Annotated in this window: 12 protein-coding genes; 7 read left to right on the forward strand and 5 right to left on the reverse strand. The window is 68.9% G+C overall.

Annotated elements, in window-relative coordinates; genetic code table 11:
- Window positions 1-63 precede the first annotated feature (63 nt).
- Entirely contained in the window at window positions 64-1,188 is a 1,125-nt protein-coding gene (locus V5F66_RS19525; protein WP_394094537.1) for an NAD(P)-dependent alcohol dehydrogenase, read from the reverse strand.
- Window positions 1,189-1,571: 383 nt separating this feature from the next.
- Between V5F66_RS19525 and V5F66_RS19530 the strand changes: the two genes are divergently transcribed.
- The gene (locus tag V5F66_RS19530; RefSeq protein ID WP_394001995.1) at window positions 1,572-1,904 is read left to right on the forward strand and encodes a hypothetical protein; all 333 of its coding nucleotides are present in this window, start codon (window positions 1,572-1,574) and stop codon (window positions 1,902-1,904) included.
- Window positions 1,905-1,959: 55 nt separating this feature from the next.
- Window positions 1,960-2,772 (forward strand): sulfite exporter TauE/SafE family protein, encoded by an 813-nt coding sequence (locus tag V5F66_RS19535; protein ID WP_394053440.1) that lies wholly within the window; start codon window positions 1,960-1,962, stop codon window positions 2,770-2,772.
- 67 nt (window positions 2,773-2,839) lie between these two features.
- Here V5F66_RS19535 and V5F66_RS19540 read toward each other — a convergent pair whose 3' ends face one another.
- The 4 genes from V5F66_RS19540 to V5F66_RS19555 form a co-directional block, all read right to left on the reverse strand.
- Window positions 2,840-4,486, reverse strand: a complete 1,647-nt coding sequence (locus V5F66_RS19540; protein WP_012112840.1) for a GMC oxidoreductase — start codon at window positions 4,484-4,486, stop codon at window positions 2,840-2,842.
- On the reverse strand, window positions 4,479-4,817 hold the full coding sequence (locus tag V5F66_RS19545; RefSeq protein WP_394094538.1) for a hypothetical protein: 339 nt from the start codon (window positions 4,815-4,817) through the stop codon (window positions 4,479-4,481). The genes V5F66_RS19540 and V5F66_RS19545 overlap by 8 nt, the downstream gene beginning before the upstream one ends.
- Before the next feature lie 13 nt (window positions 4,818-4,830).
- Complete coding sequence (locus V5F66_RS19550) at window positions 4,831-6,201, reverse strand: sugar porter family MFS transporter (protein ID WP_394094539.1); 1,371 nt, start codon at window positions 6,199-6,201, stop codon at window positions 4,831-4,833.
- 124 nt (window positions 6,202-6,325) lie between these two features.
- Entirely contained in the window at window positions 6,326-7,648 is a 1,323-nt protein-coding gene (locus V5F66_RS19555; RefSeq protein WP_394053436.1) for a DegT/DnrJ/EryC1/StrS family aminotransferase, read from the reverse strand.
- Window positions 7,649-7,806: 158 nt separating this feature from the next.
- Here V5F66_RS19555 and V5F66_RS19560 point away from each other — a divergent pair, with 158 nt between their 5' ends.
- The 5 genes from V5F66_RS19560 to V5F66_RS19580 all read left to right on the forward strand — a co-directional run bounded on the left by V5F66_RS19560 (window position 7,807) and on the right by V5F66_RS19580 (window position 16,169).
- Window positions 7,807-9,141: a sugar porter family MFS transporter gene (locus tag V5F66_RS19560; RefSeq protein ID WP_394094540.1), complete on the forward strand. Its 1,335-nt coding sequence runs from the start codon at window positions 7,807-7,809 to the stop codon at window positions 9,139-9,141.
- Between the two features lie 118 nt (window positions 9,142-9,259).
- Complete coding sequence (locus V5F66_RS19565) at window positions 9,260-10,384, forward strand: efflux RND transporter periplasmic adaptor subunit (protein ID WP_394094541.1); 1,125 nt, start codon at window positions 9,260-9,262, stop codon at window positions 10,382-10,384.
- On the forward strand, window positions 10,381-13,476 hold the full coding sequence (locus tag V5F66_RS19570; protein WP_394094542.1) for an efflux RND transporter permease subunit: 3,096 nt from the start codon (window positions 10,381-10,383) through the stop codon (window positions 13,474-13,476). Before V5F66_RS19565 ends, V5F66_RS19570 begins: the two co-directional genes overlap by 4 nt.
- Window positions 13,477-13,676: 200 nt before the next feature.
- Entirely contained in the window at window positions 13,677-14,702 is a 1,026-nt protein-coding gene (locus V5F66_RS19575; protein WP_012112848.1) for a patatin-like phospholipase family protein, read from the forward strand.
- 3 nt (window positions 14,703-14,705) lie between these two features.
- Entirely contained in the window at window positions 14,706-16,169 is a 1,464-nt protein-coding gene (locus V5F66_RS19580; protein ID WP_012112849.1) for a GntP family permease, read from the forward strand.
- Window positions 16,170-16,242 lie beyond the last annotated feature (73 nt).

A 16,242-nucleotide genomic window follows, 5' to 3' on the forward strand; every position in this document is an offset into this window, starting at 1 on the left:
AGAAAGTTCTCGGAGCAAGTCTTGGAGGAAGCCGCCCCGGCGCGGAGCCGGGGCGGCAAAAGATTAAGGCGTGATGGCCACCTTGAGAACGCCGTCGCGCTGGTGCGAGAACAGGTCATAGGCCTTTTCGATGTCGTCCAGCTTGAAGCGGTGGGTGACGAGGGCGCGGGCATCCACCCGGCCCGAGGCCACCACATCCATCAGGCGGCGCATACGCTCCTTGCCGCCGGGGCAGAGCGAGGTGACGATCTTGTTGTCGCCCAGGCCCGCCGCGAAAGCGTCCAGCGGGATCTTGATGTCGGTGGAATACACTCCCAGCGAAGACAGGGTACCGCCGGGCCGCAGCACGCGCAGGGCGGCCTCGAAGGTCTCCTGCCGGCCGAGGGCCTCGATGGCCACGTCCACGCCGCGCCCGTCGGTGAGGCGCAATATCTCCTCCACGGGATCCACCTTGGAGAAGTCCACCACCTCGTCCGCCCCCATGGCGCGGGCGACGTTGAGGCGCTCGCCCACCCGGTCCACGGCGATGATGCGGGTGGCGCCCATGAGCCGGGCGCCCGCTGTGGCGCACAGGCCGATGGGCCCCTGCGCGAACACGGCCACCGTGTCGCCGATGCGCACCTTGCCGCTCTCGGCGCCGGCAAAGCCGGTGGACATGATGTCCGGGCACATGAGCACCTGCTCGTCGCCGAGCGCTTCCGGCACCGGGGCAAGGTTGGTCAAGGCGTCGGGCACCACCAGATACTCGGCCTGGGCGCCGTCGATGGTGTTGCCGAAGCGCCAGCCGCCCATGGGCTTGAAGCCGTGCTTCATGCGCGGGCCGTCCTGCGAGGCGCAGCCGCACAGGCAGGCGTTGGAATAGCCGGACGGGGTGATGGCGCCGGCAATCACGCGCTGGCCCTCGGCGAACCCTTCCACCGCCGAACCCAGCTTCTCGATGATGCCCACCGGCTCGTGGCCGATGGTGAGGCCCTTCTCGACCGGATATTCGCCCTTCAGGATATGGACATCCGTGCCGCAGATGGTGGTGGTGGTGATGCGGATGAGGGCGTCGAGCGGACCCACGTCCGGAATGGGCTTCTCGTCCAGGACGATGCGGTTCTTCTCCACGAAGATGGCCGCCTTCATCTTCGCCCTGCCGGGGCGGTTGCGCTCGACGAAGCCGGGGCGTTCGATGGTGTCGGTCATGGCGTTCCTTCCTGATCCGTCCCCGGTGGGGAAACGTGGGGACGCTTCGGTGCCGCGGTAACTGGTTAGGACGAAGGGGCCGGCGCGGCATTGATGCGGGTCAACCGCCGGGTGGCAGTCTCGGCGCCTTGTCCGGCGCTTTCACGGCGTGGCGACCGGGGATGGCCGGAAAATGCGGGGTTCCAGCTGGTGAAGCGGGATATGGCCGCGCTGGAGAAGGCGGCGGGATAGCGCGCCTGCACCCGAAGGGATCCGGGTCCGCGGGGGGGAAGGTGCGGGCGCCGTGTGCGTCCGGGCATTCGGGTGTAGATTGAGGCCGGCCTAAGGGCCGGTCTTTTCTTTTCAGGGCGCGGATGCGTCGTCATTTTTCAAGCGAGGATTTCATGGTTCAGGAGAATGCGGCCGGCGAGACCGACGCGCCCCAGATTCCGCCCGCCGCTCTGGAGCGCTGGCAGACCTTTGCCGACGACACGCCGCTGCAACTCACCCTCACCAAGGGCGACCTCGACAACCTGCTCTTGGCCCTGCGCAATCTCGCCATCGGTCAGAGCGAGCTGGTGGCGGCCCTTGCCGCCCATACCAACCAGGACCAGGAGGCGTCCGTGGACGCCATGGTGCGGGCCAACGAGGTGGCGCGCATGGCGTTCGGGCGTATCAATGGGCTGATCGGCGCGATCATGGGCGCGGCCACCCCCGTGCCTGGCGGTGGGCGCTGAAGCCGCCATCCCTTGACGACGTCCCCCTTTCGACGCCGGCGATCCGGAGCACGCCATGTCCAAAGACGACCTGCCGGGGGGTGAGGCCCGCCGCACAGTGCCGCGCGTGTTCGGCGGCGGGGCGCTCATCGGCACGCTGGGCGGGCTGATCGGGCTCGGCGGCGCGGAGTTCCGCCTGCCCCTGCTCATGGGGGCGTTCGGCTTTGCGGGGCTGGAGGCTGTGATCCTCAACAAGGCCGTGAGCCTGGTGGTGGTCGCGACCGCCCTCCCGTTCCGCGCCCGCACGGTGCCGCTGGTGGAGGTGGCGGCGCACTGGCCGATCATCCTCGACCTTTTGGCCGGAAGCCTTGCCGGCGCGTGGATCGGCGCCGGCTGGGCGACCCGGCTGAAATCGCAGACGCTGCACCGGGTGATCGCGGTGCTGCTCGTCGCCATCGCCGGAGTGCTACTGCTGTGGCATGACACCGCCGCCCACGAGCCGCTGCTCCACGGCTGGGCGCAGATGGTTGCGGGGGCCGGCAGCGGCTTCGCCATCGGCATCTTCGCGTCGCTGCTGGGGGTGGCGGGCGGGGAACTGCTCATCCCCACGCTGGTGGTGCTGTTCGGGCTCGACATCAAGCTCGCCGGCAGCCTGTCGCTGGCCATCAGCCTGCCCACCATGATCGCGGGATTTGCCCGCTACAGCCAGGATCGCAGCTTCGCCGTGCTGGGCCGCAACCGGCGCTTCGTCGTCGTCATGTCGGCAGGGTCGGTGGCCGGAACCCTGATCGGCGGGCAGTTGCTGGGACTGGTGCCGAATGCGGTGCTGTTGCCGCTGCTTGCCGCCATCCTGCTGGTGTCGGCCTACAAGATCTGGCGCCACGAGTAAGCCGCCCCCGCCTGAGGCCGCAAGGGTTTCAGGCAGGGGTCTTTGGTTTCAGGCGAAGCCTCGGGCCTCAGGCGTGGGCCGGCTGGGCGGTGGCGGCCGCGCCGGAGCGGGCCTTTTCCACCAGATGACCGGCGAGGCGGTGGGCCATGGCCATGATGGTGAGGGTGAGGTGCTTGTCGGGCAGCACCGGCACCACGCCGCCGTCGCAGACATAGACATTGTCGAGGTCGTGGCACTTCAGGTTCGCGTCCACCACGCCCTTCGCCGGGTCCGCCGAGATGGCGGTGGTGCCGGCATAATGGATGCCGGTGCCGCTATTGTCCCGCGACGGGTAGATGGAGGTGGCCCCGGCATGGCGCAGCACCGTGCGGCCCCAGGCTTCCATGGCGTCCATCATCTTGTCCGCCTTGTCGGAGGACGAGAAATCCACGGTCACATGGCGCACGCCGAACCGGTCGTAGCTGTTGGCGGGGCGCACCCGGTTGGCGGGGTTGGGATCGCCGGCGCAGAACAGGCCGAGCGTCACATAGGAGTGGAACATGAAGCGGGAGAGCCGCTCCTTCATGAAGGGCGGGAAGCGCTTCATGCCCACGAGATAGTGCGGCACGTCCGGCACGCCGTGGATGGCATGGCCGATGAAGGGGAATTCCTCCCCGTCCGGCAGGGTGCCCCGCGACAGCAGGATCAGCAGGTCGCCATAGCCGATGTCGAAATCCCGCCCGCTGCCCCACAGCTTCCACAGCGAGGTGGAAAGCACCGACTTGGGATTGTCCTGCAGCCGCAGGCCGAGCTGGCCGAAGGCGTTGCCCATGCCCTCCGGGGCCACGTCGTCAGCCGAGTTGAACAGGATGCGCGGGCTCTCGATGGCGCCGGTGGCCAGCACCACCCTGTCGGCGGTGAGCAGGCGGGATTCGCCGGTGGCCATGTCGCGATATTCCACGCCCAGGACCCGCCGCGAGCCGGGCTCGCGCAAAAGCCGCACCACCTTCGCCCCGGTGCGCAGCTCGTAGTTCGGCAGCTTGGCGATCTCGGGCAGCAGGCGGGCGGTGAACTTGTAGACCGCGCCGGTGGGGCAGCCGGAGGTGCAGATGCCGGTGGAGGCGCAGGCGTTGGGGCTGTCGGGGCGGGTGTCGATGGCCTTGCGATTGGGAATGGCGCGGGAGTAGGGCTCCTCGAGGCCGTTCACCGCATCGATGATCATCTGGTCGGCAGGGCGCAGGGGCTTGGGCGGCACATAGATGCCGTCGGGCAGCTCGGGGATGTCCTCCTTGGTCCCGCACACCACGATGCGGCGCTCCACCGCGTCGTAGTGCGGTGCCAGCTCGGCGTAGCGGAACGGCCAGTCGGCGAAATCCTTCTCGGAAAAGCGCACGCTCACGCCGTTCCAGAGGTTCTGCAGGCCGTTCACCTTTATGATCTGGTAGTGGCGGAAGCCGCCCTCCGGCCAGCCGGTGGAGCCGTCCTCGCCCTTCTCGAACAGGGGATGGACGAACAGGCTGTCGTGGGGCTCGGCGGGCCACACCGTGTTGGAGCGGATGCCGAAGTCGAGCGCCGTGCCCGGCGGGTCGACGCGCTTGAAGTGGTCGTCCGCGAGCTGGCCGCCCTGCTCCAGCGAGACCACGTTGAGCCCGGCCTTGGCCAGTTCGTAGGCGAGGATGCCGCCACCGGCGCCGGTGCCGACGACGATCACATCGCAATGGGCCGCTTCAGCCACGCACGCCTCCCAAAGGCCACTCGCCCACCGTGCTCAGGAACGCCGGCGAGGCGAAATAAACGTATTCGAAGAAGGTGTGCACGGCCTCTGCGTCGTCACCCAGGTGCTTGCGCTCCACTTCGCCGCCCTCGGTGAAGCCGGCGCGGTCGGCGATGCGCCGGAACGCGCCGTTGAGCTGGTCGTTGAGCTGAACGATGCGGACGAGGTCGGGCAAAAGCGGCTCAAGCTCGCGGTGGTAGTGGTCGAGCGGCAGCACCGCCGCCACCAGCCGCTCGAAATCGAGCGGAGCCGCGGGGGCGCTGACCGTTTCTGCGTCGGGAGGAGTGGCCATGGCTGGGCGCTCCTCAGGCGGCACGGGGCGTGAAGCGGCCGAGGTCCCGCAGGGGGCGGCCGCTGTCGAGATGACGCTCGATCTCCTCCAGGCTCACGCCTGAGGTTTCGGGCACCAGCCATTGGGTGAAGGCGAGGCCGACCACGCAGACCACCGCATAGAGGCCGAACACGCCGGCCAGGCCGAACTCCGCCACCAGCACCGGGAAGCTGAACACCACCAGGAAGTTGAAGCCCCAGTTGACCAGCGAGGCGATGCTCATGCCGAGCGCCCGCACGTCGAGCGGGAACACTTCCGACATCATCACCCAGGGCAGCGGGCCGATGGCGATGGCGAAGGAGGCGACGTAGAGCACCAGCCCGCCGAGGGCGAGCTTGCCCATCATCTCGCTGCCGGTGGCGGCGCCGATGGCGATGACGCCCAGCGCCACCGCCGTGCCGGCAAAGCCGATCAGCAGCAGCAGTCGCCGGCCCAGCCGGTCGATGAGGGCCATGCCGACCACGGTCATCAGCACGTTGACCACGCCGATGCCGGCGGTGGCCAGGATCTGGGTGGTGGTGGAGCTGAAGCCGGACAGCTCGAACACGGTGGGGGCGTAATAGATCACCGCGTTGATGCCCGAAAGCTGCTGCAACAGGAACAGCCCCATGGCGACGATGAGCGCCGGCCGCACCCGCGGGGTGAGCAGGTCGGACAGGCGCGCCTTGCGGTTCTCGTCCTGGGTGGCGCCGGTGAGGATCTCGGCGAACTCGGCCTTCACTGCCGGGTCGTTCTCGGACTTGTCGCGCATGCGGGCCAGCGCCGCCCGGGCCTCGGCTTCCCGGCCGCGCACGGCGAGCCAGCGCGGGGTGTCCGACAGGCCGAAGATGCCCACGAACAGGGCGATGGCGGGCACCGCGCCCACCGCGAACATCCAGCGCCAGGATTCGTTGAAGGCGTAGCCCACCACATAGGCGCCGAGGATGCCGAGCGTGATGGCGAGCTGGTAGATGGAGACCAGCATGCCGCGCTGCGCCGCCGGCGCGCATTCGGAGATATAGAGCGGCGCCATCATGGCGGCGACGCCGACGCCGACGCCGATGATGAGACGGGCGAAGGTGAGGGTCCACAGCCCGAAGGCGAAGGCGCTCAGGAGCGCGCCGACCACGAACAGGACGGCGGCGGCCAGCAGCAGCCGGCGCCGGCCCAGGGCCAGGGCCAGGCGGCCGCCGACAATGGCGCCGATGAAGGCGCCGAACGGCACGGCGGCCGTCATCATGCCCTCGGCGACGGGGTCGATGCCGAGGTCCCGGCGCAGCGGCGCGAGGGCGCCGGCAATGACGCCTTCGTCGAAGCCGAACAGCGCCCCGGCGATGCCGGCTATAGCGGCGATGAGATACATCATGGGGCGCCCCCTCCCGGAGTGCGGTTTCAGGTGTTTGTTATGCGGGACCCGGATCGCGCTCGAGATCCAGGACACAGAACGTGTGATCCGATCGGCCTGCGACGCCGGCCGATCGGCGAGTGCTCTACGCGAGCACCACTTTCGCCACCTTGCGCATGGCGGTGATGATGTCGTCCACGTCCTGCGGCGTGAGCGTCGAGGCGATGGTCAGCAGCGCGCCGCGGGCGTTCAGCTCGTCGCAATGGGGCAGGGCCCCGGCGGCATAGCTGTAGTCGGCACCGAACGCATTGGAGGGGTGGGTCCAGGGGAAGCCGTCGCGGCTGTCGGACCTCTTGTTCACCAGGCTCGGAATGTTGGAGTACCAGTGCATGCCCCATTCGCGCATGGTGAGGCAGGCCAGCGACCCGGGCGGGCCGGCGATGCCTTCCGCGCGCAGGGCGTCGACGAAGCGGCGGGCCGTGGCCTCGTCCTTCAGGGTCATGATGAGGAAGGGGCCGGTGTCGCCCGCCGGGTCCGGAATGGTGCGGAAGCCGAGGCCGGGGGTGCCGGCCAGCGCGTCGCGGATGCGCCACTTGGCGGTGCGCATGGCGCCCGTGATCAGCGGCAGCTTGCGCATCTGGGCGAGGCACATGGCGCCGGTCAGCTCCGACATGCGGGCGCCGACGCCCCACAGCTGGCAGGTCTCGTCCGAGGTGTCGAGCCGGCCCTGGGCGTTGCGCGGATAGCCGAGGTCGTGCAGCGCCACGATGCGGCGATACAGGTCGTCACGCTCGGTCACCACCATGCCGCCGTCGCCGGAGGTCATGTTCTTGTTGAGCTGGAAGGAGAAGATGCCGACATCGCCGAAGGTGCCCACGGCCTTGCCGTTCTGGCTCGAGCCGGCGGTCTGGGCGCAGTCCTCGATGAGGCCGATGCCACGCTCGCGGCAGATGCGGGCGACCTCCGCCACACGCCCCGGTGCCCCGCTCATGTGCACCATCAGCGCGGCGCGGGTGTTGGGGCCGATCTTGCGCTCCACGTCGGCGGGATCGAGGGTGAAGCAGTCGTCCACGTCCACAAGGCGCGGGATGGCGCCGGCGCGCACCACCGCGCTCACGCAGCTGACCCACAGATAGCCGGGCACCAGGACTTCGTCGCCGGGTCCGATCTCAAGCGCGGACATGGCGATGGACAGGGCCGCCGTGCCGGAGGAAACGCCCAGCGCGTGCTTGTGGCCGAAGGCGGCGCACCATTCCTTCTCGAGGGTGTCCACCATGTGCTGGAGGTCGGGCCCGTAGAAGCGGAAGGGGCTCTTGGCGCGCACCACGCGGGAGACCAGCTCCAGCTCCTCGTCGCCGATCCAGTGGGCGCCGGGTAATTCCCACGGCAGCGGCGCCTTGCGAACCGGCTCCCCTCCCTCGATGGCGAGACGATTGGCGTGCTCATGCGCAGTGGCCGAGGCAGTCACGTGACGCTCTCCCCTGAGTACCGGATTTATCGATTGAAACCTGTCAGGCCGGGATTTTTCCTGTACTTATGCTCCTGCCTCGCCGCAGCTTACAAGTCCTTTCCGTTTGACGGCTAAAGGATACCTCACCCCGGCTGCGGACCCTCCGGAGCGACCCCATGAAGACGCTGCTGCTCACCGCCAGTCTGGTGTTGCTGTTCGGCATTCTTTTCGGCTTCAGCACAGCATCCATCGCCGGTGTGGTCGAGGCCATCGCGCAGGCGTTCGCCCTGTCCACCCGCGCCACCGAGATGGTGGTGACCTCCCTGCTGGTGGGCTGCTTCATCGGGGCCGCCGCCGCCGCGCCGGTGTCGGCACAAATCGGCCGGCGTCCCGCCTGCCTGATCGCCGCTTTGCTGGCCATGGCCGGCTATAGTCTTATTCCGCTGGGACAAGGCGTTGCGCCGGGGGCGGGCATGCTGGTGGCCGCCCGCATCCTCATCGGGCTCGGGGTCGGCCTGTCCTCCATGGTGGTGCCCATGTATGCGGCCGAGGTGACGCCGGCGCGACATCGGGGAGCGGTGGTGTCCCTGTTCCAGCTCGCCATCACCCTCGGCATCCTCGCCGGCTATGCGGTGCCGCTGGCCCTGATCGGCCGCGCCTCCTGGCAGCAGATGCTGGGCGGCGGGGTGCTGGTCGCGGCGGCCTGCGCCGCCATCGTGCTGCTGCTTCCGGAAAGCCCGCGCTGGCTCAGGTCCAGGGGCATGAGCGCCCGCGCGGACGCGGCTGCCCGCGCGCTCGGCATCTCGGACGAGATGGGGGAGGAGCACGCACCGGACGGCGCCAACTGGCGGGCCGTGCTCGGCCGCGGCGCCACCGGGGCGGTGCTGGTGCTGTGCAGCGTGCTGTTCGTGCTGCAGAACTTCTCCGGCATCGACGGTATTCTTTATTACGCGCCGCACATCTTCACCGAGCTGGGCTTTCCGGCGGGAACGGCGGCACTGGCGGCCACCTTCGGCCTCGGCCTGTTCAACGTCATCGCCACCATCGCCGCCATGGCGCTGGTGGACCGGCTCGGCCGCCGGCCGTTGCTGATCGCGGGGTCGGCGGCCATGGCGGTGAGCCTTGGCGCCGTCATCGTCGCGGCGCTGGCCGACTGGCCGTGGGTGGCGCTGGCGGGGCTGTGTGCCTACATCGTCGCCTTCGCCCTCAGCCTCGGGCCCTTGCCCTATGTGCTGATGTCGGAGCTGTTCCCCTCCGCCATCCGCGAGCGGGGCATCGCGGTGGCCTCGGCCACCAGCTGGCTCTTCAACGGCATCGTCGCCGGCACCTTCCTGTCGGTGGTGCAGGGCATCGGCCTGGCCGGCACCATCGGCATCTTCTTCGTGGTCTGCGTGCTGTCGCTGGTTGTCTCGGTGATGTTCGTGCCGGAGACGCGCCGGATCGGGCTGGAGGAGATCGAGGCCGACGTGCTGGACGGACGGCCGCTTCGGCAGCTCGGTGCCGGCGGCTAAACCGGCCCGCCAAAAGGGCGATCACGCTCCGTCGAGCCGATCCCGCGCGCTCTGGCCGCGCCGGGCGACCTCCGCTATAGGGGTGCGCGGTTGCCGTTCCCCAATGAGGAGTTGTCCTGTGGCCGACGTGATTGATCGCGCGCCCAACGCCGTTGTTTCCACAGTCGTTCGGCTGGGAGCGTCGGCGGTGCTCCTCGGCGGCACCTTGCTGCTGGCGGGATGCGGCGAGGCACCGGAGGCGAAGGCGCCCGAGCCGCGCCCGGTGCGCACCGTTCTTGCCACCAGCCGCGCGGCCAGCGATGCGGTGACCCTCACCGGTCAGGTGGAGGCGCAGAACGAGGCCACCTACGGCTTCCGCATCGGCGGGCGCATCATCGAGCGGCTGGTGAATGTGGGCGACCAGGTGAGGCCTGGGCAGGTGCTGGCGCGGCTCGATCCCCAGGACGAGCAGAACGCCCTGCGCTCGGCCCAGGCGGCGCTTTCGGCGGCCAACGCCAATCTCAGCCAGACCCGCAACCAGTATGAACGCCAGCGCCAGCTGCTGGCCCGTGGCTTCACCCCCCGCGCCCAGTATGAGCAGGCCGAGCAGGCCTTCCTCAACGCCCGCTCCCAGGTGGAGGACACCGAGGCCCGCCTGCGGATGGCGCAGGACCGGCTCGGCTTCACCGAGCTGAAGGCGGATTCCGCCGGCGTCGTCACCCAGCGGCGGGCCGAGCCCGGCGAGGTGGTGCAGGCCGGCCAGCCGGTGGTGGAGGTGGCGCGCCGCGACGGCCGCGACGCCGTGTTCGAGGTGCCGGCCGCGCTCCTCACCTCCCTGCCCGGCGATCCCGAGGTGGAGGTGGCCCTTTCGGGCGACCCCGCCGTCAAGGCCGCCGGCCGGGTGCGCGAGGTGGCGCCGCAGGCGGATCCCGTCACCCGCACCTTCCGCGTGCGCGTCGGCCTCATCGATCCGCCGGAGGGGCTGCGGCTCGGCACCACGGTGACCGGCCGCGTGGTGGTGGATAGCGGCCCGGTGATCGAGATCCCGGCCAGCGCGCTCACCCGCTTCAATGACAAGCCGGCGGTGTGGGTGGTGGACCCCAAGGCGCAGACGGTCTCCCTGCGCAATGTGGAGGTGCTGCGCTTCAGCCCCGCCACCGTGAGTGTGGCCGAGGGGCTCAAGCCCTCCGAGATCGTGGTGACGGCGGGCGTTCAGGCGCTCCATCCGGGGCAGAAGGTGCGCCTTCTGGGGACCCTGCTGTGAGCGGCGGGTTCAATCTCTCCGCCTGGGCGCTGAAGCACCGCTCGGTCATCATCTATCTCATGGCCATCTCGGTGGTGGCCGGCATCATGGCCTTCCGGAACCTGGGCCGGGCGGAAGACCCGACCTTCGTCATCAAGACCATGGTGGTGCAGGCCAACTGGCCCGGCGCCACCCTGGAGGAGACGTTCCGGCAGGTGAGCGAGCGGCTGGAGCGCAAGCTCCAGGAGGTGCCCAAGCTCGACTATCTGGAGAGCTACACCAAGCCCGGCACCACCACCATCTTCGTGCACCTGAAGGGCTCGGCCACGGCGGCCGAGGTGCCGGACATCTGGTACCACGTGCGCAAGAGCGTGGGCGACATCCGCCACACCCTGCCGCAGGGCATCGTCGGGCCGTTCTTCAACGACGAGTTCGGCGACACCTTCGGCATCATCTACGGCTTCACCGCCGACGGCTTCTCCCATCGCGAGCTGCGCGACTATGTGGAGGAGGTGCGTTCCGAGCTGCTGCACGTGCCCGATGTCTCCAAGATCGAGATCCTCGGCGCCCAGGACGAGCGCATCTTCATCGAGTTCTCCATGCAGGAGCTCGCCAGCCTCGGCATCGACCGCGCGGCGGTGCTTTCGGCGCTGCAGAGCCAGAACATCGTGCGCCCCTCGGGCGAGGTCCAGACCGGGGCGGAGAACATCTCCATCCGCGTGTCCGGCGCCTTCACCTCTGAGGCCGATGTCGCCAACGTGAACTTCGTGGTGAACGGCCGGCTCATCCGCCTCGCCGACATCGCCACCATCCGGCGCGGCTATGCCGATCCGCCCCAGCCCATGTTCCGGGTCAACGGCCAGCCGGCCATCGGCCTTGCCATCGCCATGCGCGACGGCGGCGACATCCTCGCCATGGGCAAGTCCATCGACAGGACCATGAACGGCCTCATCGCCAACCTGCCCGTGGGCATCGAGGCGCATCTGGTGGCGGACCAGGCGGTGACGGTGAACAGCGCCATCGCCGAGTTCATGGAAAGCCTGTGGCAGGCGGTGGCCATCATCCTCGTGGTGTCGTTCATCGCCCTCGGGGTGCGGGCCGGCGCCATCGTGGCGCTCGCCATCCCGCTGACGCTCGCCATCGTGTTCGCGCTGATGCAGCTGGTGCACATCGACATGCAGCGCATCTCGCTGGGCGCGCTCATCATCGCGCTGGCGCTCATGGTGGACGACGCCATGACCACCACTGACGCCACGCTCACGCGCCTTGCCGCCGGCGACGATAAGGTGACGGCGGCGTCCTACGCCTTCAAGGCCTATGCGGCGGCGATGCTGGCGGGCACGCTGGTGACGGTCGCCGGTTTCGTGCCGGTGGGTTTTGCGGCCTCGTCTGCGGGCGAATACACCTTCACCCTGTTCGCAGTTGTGGCCATCGCGCTGCTGGTGTCGTGGATCGTGGCGGTGCTGTTCGCCCCGCTGATGCAGGTGCTGATCCTGAAGGCCCCGACCAAGGACAAGATCCCCGATCCGGACGCCCCGCCCACGGGGGTCATGGGGCTCTACCGCTCCTTCCTCATCTTCTGCCTGCGGCTGCGCTGGGCCACGATCGCCGTCACCCTCGGCCTGTTCGCGCTGTCGGTGCTGGCGCTGCCGCTCATCCCGTCCCAGTTCTTCCCCTCGTCGGACCGGCCCGAGCTGCTGGTGGACCTCGCCTCGCCGCAGAATGCCTCCATCTACCAGAGCGAGAAGGTGGCGCAGGCGTTCGACGCGGTGCTGGCCAAGGATCCGGACGTGGCCCGCTGGTCCACCTATGTGGGCCGCGGCGCCATCCGCTTCTATCTGCCCCTCGACGTGCAACTGCCCAACGACTTCTTTGCCCAGACCGTGATCGTGGCCAAGGACGTGGCGGGGCGTGACCGCCTCCGGGCCAAGCTTGAGAAGGTGCTGGCGGAGGACTTCCCCCAGCTCGTCGCCCGCGTCTCGCCGCTGGAGCTGGGCCCGCCGGTGGGCTGGCCGGTGCAGTATCGGGTGTCGGGACCGGACATCGAGAAGGTGCGCACCATCGCCTTCGACCTTGCCGCCGTGATGGCCTCCAACCCCAAGGTGGAGACCGTCAACTACAACTGGATCGAGCCGGCGCGGCAGGTGCGCATCAAGGTGGACCAGGACGAGGCGCGGCTGCTGGGCCTGTCCACGGCGCAGCTTGCCGGTGTGCTCAACACCGTGCTGTCGGGACAGGCGGTGACGCAGGTGCGCGACGACATCTATCTCGTCAACGTGGTGGCCCGCGCCACCGATGAGGAGCGCGTGTCGCTCGCCACCCTCGGCACCCTCCAGGTGCCGCTGCCCAGCGGGCGAACGGTGCCGCTGAGCCAGATCGCCACCTTCGATTATACCCAGGACTATCCCGCCATCTGGCGCCGCGACCGGGTGCCCACCCTGACGGTACAGGCGGACGTGCGGCGCGGCATCCTGCCGGAAGGGGTGGTGGCGCAGCTCGATCCCAAGATCGACGCCCTGCGCCGGACCCTGCCACCCGGCTACGCCATCACCGTGGGCGGCACCGTGGAGGAGAGCGCGGCCTCGCTCGCCTCGGTGGTCGCCGTGGTGCCGGTGATGCTGCTGCTCATGTTCTCGGTGCTCATGTTCGAGCTGAAGAGCTTCCAGCGCCTCGTCATCGTGCTGTCGGTGGCGCCGCTTGGCCTCATTGGCGTGGTGGTGGCGCTGCTGGTCTCGGGGCGGCCTTTGGGCTTCGTGGCCATCCTCGGCGTGCTGGCGCTGATCGGCATGATCACCAAGAATGCGGTCATCCTCATCGGCCAGATTGAGGCCGACCGCGCGGCGGGCAAGAGCGTGTGGGACGCGGTGGTGCACGCCTCCTCCACCCGCTTCCGGCCCATCATGCTCACCGCGGTGTCCACGGTTCTGGGCATGATCCCCATCGCGCCCACGGTGTTCTGGGGGCCCATGGCCTTCGCCATCATGGGCGGGCTTCTGGTGGGCACGCTGCTCACCCTCATCTTCCTGCCGGCGCTCTACGTGGCCTGGTTCGGCCCCGATACGGGTCCTGAGCCGGTGGCCGCGCCCAAGGTGGAGCGGGCGCAGGCAGCCTGAGACGACAACGGTCCCCGAGCGGGGCCGTACTCAACCGGGGCCGGGCCGCACGGCCGGCCCCCCAAGACAAGAAGGTGCTTTGCCGGCCTGGCGTCCTTACCGTCGGGCCGGCACCTGCTCCATGACCTCGGGGAGGGCACGACCGGGTGCCGCAACGGGCGGCGACGACGGGACGAAGCGCGTTCACAGAGGTGTCGAAGATGGAACGGGAACCGGTACTTGTTGATTTCGCGCTGCAGGGCGGTGGCTCCCACGGCGCCTTCACCTGGGGTGTGCTCGATCGCCTGCTGGAGGAAACCTGGCTGGAGATCGAGGGCGTGTCCGGCACCTCCGCCGGCGCCATGAATGCGGCGGTGCTCGCGGATGGCTATGCCGCCGGTGGCCGGCAGGGCGCCCAGCAGGCGCTGGAAAGCTACTGGCGCCACGTGTCCGAGGCGGCGCGCTTCAGCCCGTTCAAGCGCTCGCCCCTCGACAAGATGTTCGGCCGCTGGTCGCTCGACAGCGCGCCGGGCTTCCTGTTCATGGACATCATGACGCGCATGTTCTCGCCCTATCAGTACAATCCCTTGGGTGGGAACGCGCTGGCGCCGATCCTGGCCAAGCAGATCGATTTCGAGCGCCTGCGCGCTTCGCCCATCAAGGTGTTCATCACGGCCACCAATGTGCGCACCGGGCGCCCGCGGGTTTTCCGCAACGCCGAAATCACCCCCGAGGTGCTGATGGCCTCGGCCTGCCTGCCCACCCTGTTCCAGGCGGTGGAGATCGACGGCGAGCCCTATTGGGACGGCGGCTATTCGGGCAATCCCACCCTGGCGCCGTTGGTGAGCGAACTGACTTCGGACGACACGATCCTGGTCCCCATCAACCCGCTGGAGCGGCCCGGCACGCCCAAGACGCCATCGGAAATCCTCAACCGCCTCAATGAAGTATCCTTCAATTCGGTGGCTGTGAAGGAACTGTACATGATGGCGATGCTGCAGCGGCACGCCAGCGAGCTTTCCGGCGATACGGAAGCCTGCAACTGGGCGCGCATGCGGGTGCACATCGTACGCAACCCCATCATGGCGACGCTGGGATTTTCCTCCAAGCTCAACGCCGAGTGGGACTTCCTGACCATGCTCAAGGAGGAGGGGCGCAAGGCGGCCCAGGTCTTCCTCGACGACCATGGCCACGACATCGGCAAGGCGTCCACCGTCCGCTTCGAAGAATTGCTGCAGGAGCTGTGACGCATGGGTCTCATCGGCATCCTGGTCGGCCTTGCCGTCCTCATCTTCCTGGCCTTCCGGGGCTCCAGCATCCTCATCCTCGCGCCCATCGCCGGGCTGATCGCGGCCGCCTTCTCCGGTGAGCCGCTGCTGGCGAGCTGGACCCAGACCTTCATGCGCAATGCGGCGGACTTCGTCGCGCAGTTCTTCCCGCTGTTTCTGCTCGGGGCGCTGTTTGGCAAGCTGATGGAGGATTCCGGCTCGGTCACCTCCATCGCCAACTTCATGACGCAGAAGCTCGGTGCGCAGCGGGCCATCCTCGCGGTGGTATTGGCGGGCGCCATCGTCACCTATGGCGGCGTCAGCCTGTTCGTCGCCTTCTTCGTGCTCGCCCCCATGGGGGTAGCCCTGTTCCGCTCCTCCGGCGTGCCGCGGCGGCTGATGCCGGCGGCCATCGCGCTCGGCACCTCCACCTTCACCATGTCGGCCATGCCCGGCACGCCCTCCATCCAGAATGCCATTCCCATGCCGTTCTTCGGCACCACGCCGTTCGCGGCGCCCGGCCTCGGCATCATCGCCTCGCTGGTCATGCTGGGCTTCGGCATGTGGTGGCTGAAGCTGCGGGAGAACGCGGCACGGGCCAAAGGCGAGGGCTTCGGCGCGCTGATCGCGGCGCCGGACGAATCCGCCGAGCTTGCCGCCGACGACCCGCTGGTGCGCGAGCGGGCCACCACCGCCGGCAGTTTCGACCCCTCCGAGATCCATTCGAGCGACGAGGCCACCCGGCAGCCGCCGATCCTGCTCGCGGCCCTGCCGATCATCGTCGTGATCGTGGTCAACCTGCTGATGTCCTTCGCCATCCTGCCGCGCATGGATACTTCGTTCCTCGCCACCGACCAGTGGGGTAACAGCAGCCTCTCGGCGGTGGGCGGGGTGTGGTCGGTGATCGTGGCGCTCACCGCCGCCATCATCGCGGTGATCGCCATCAACTTCCGCAGCGTGCCGGAACTGCGCGCCACCATGACGGCGGGCGCCAACGCCTCGGTGCTGCCCATCCTGTCGGTGGCGAGCCTCGTGGGCTTCGGCGCCATCGTCGCCTCGCTGCCGGCCTTCATGGAAGTGCGCAACTGGGTGCTGTCCATCCAGGGCGGGCCGCTGGTGTCGCTGGCGGTGGCCACCAACATCCTCGCCGCGCTTACCGGCTCGGCCTCCGGCGGCCTCACCATCGCCCTCGACGCGCTCGGCCCCACCTACATGAAGATCGCTGCCGAGATCGGCATGGACCCGGCGCTGATGCACCGCGTCGCCGTCATCGGCTCCGGCACCCTCGACAGCCTGCCCCACAACGGCGCGGTGGTGACGCTGCTTTCCGTGTGCGGGGTGACCCACAAGGAAGGCTATCTCGACATCGTCATGGCGGCGGTGGTGGGCGCGCTCATCGCCCTCATGGTGGTGATCGGGCTCGGCACCCTGGTCGGCAGCTTCTGAGGCGGGTGGCCGAGGGCCGCGGCGCCGTTCCCGCCGACGCTTCAGCCGGGGCGGAAGGCTTTGTGCTTTCCGC

Source organism: Xanthobacter versatilis (genome assembly GCF_043193975.1).
Classification (GTDB): Bacteria; Pseudomonadota; Alphaproteobacteria; order Rhizobiales; family Xanthobacteraceae; genus Xanthobacter; species Xanthobacter autotrophicus_E.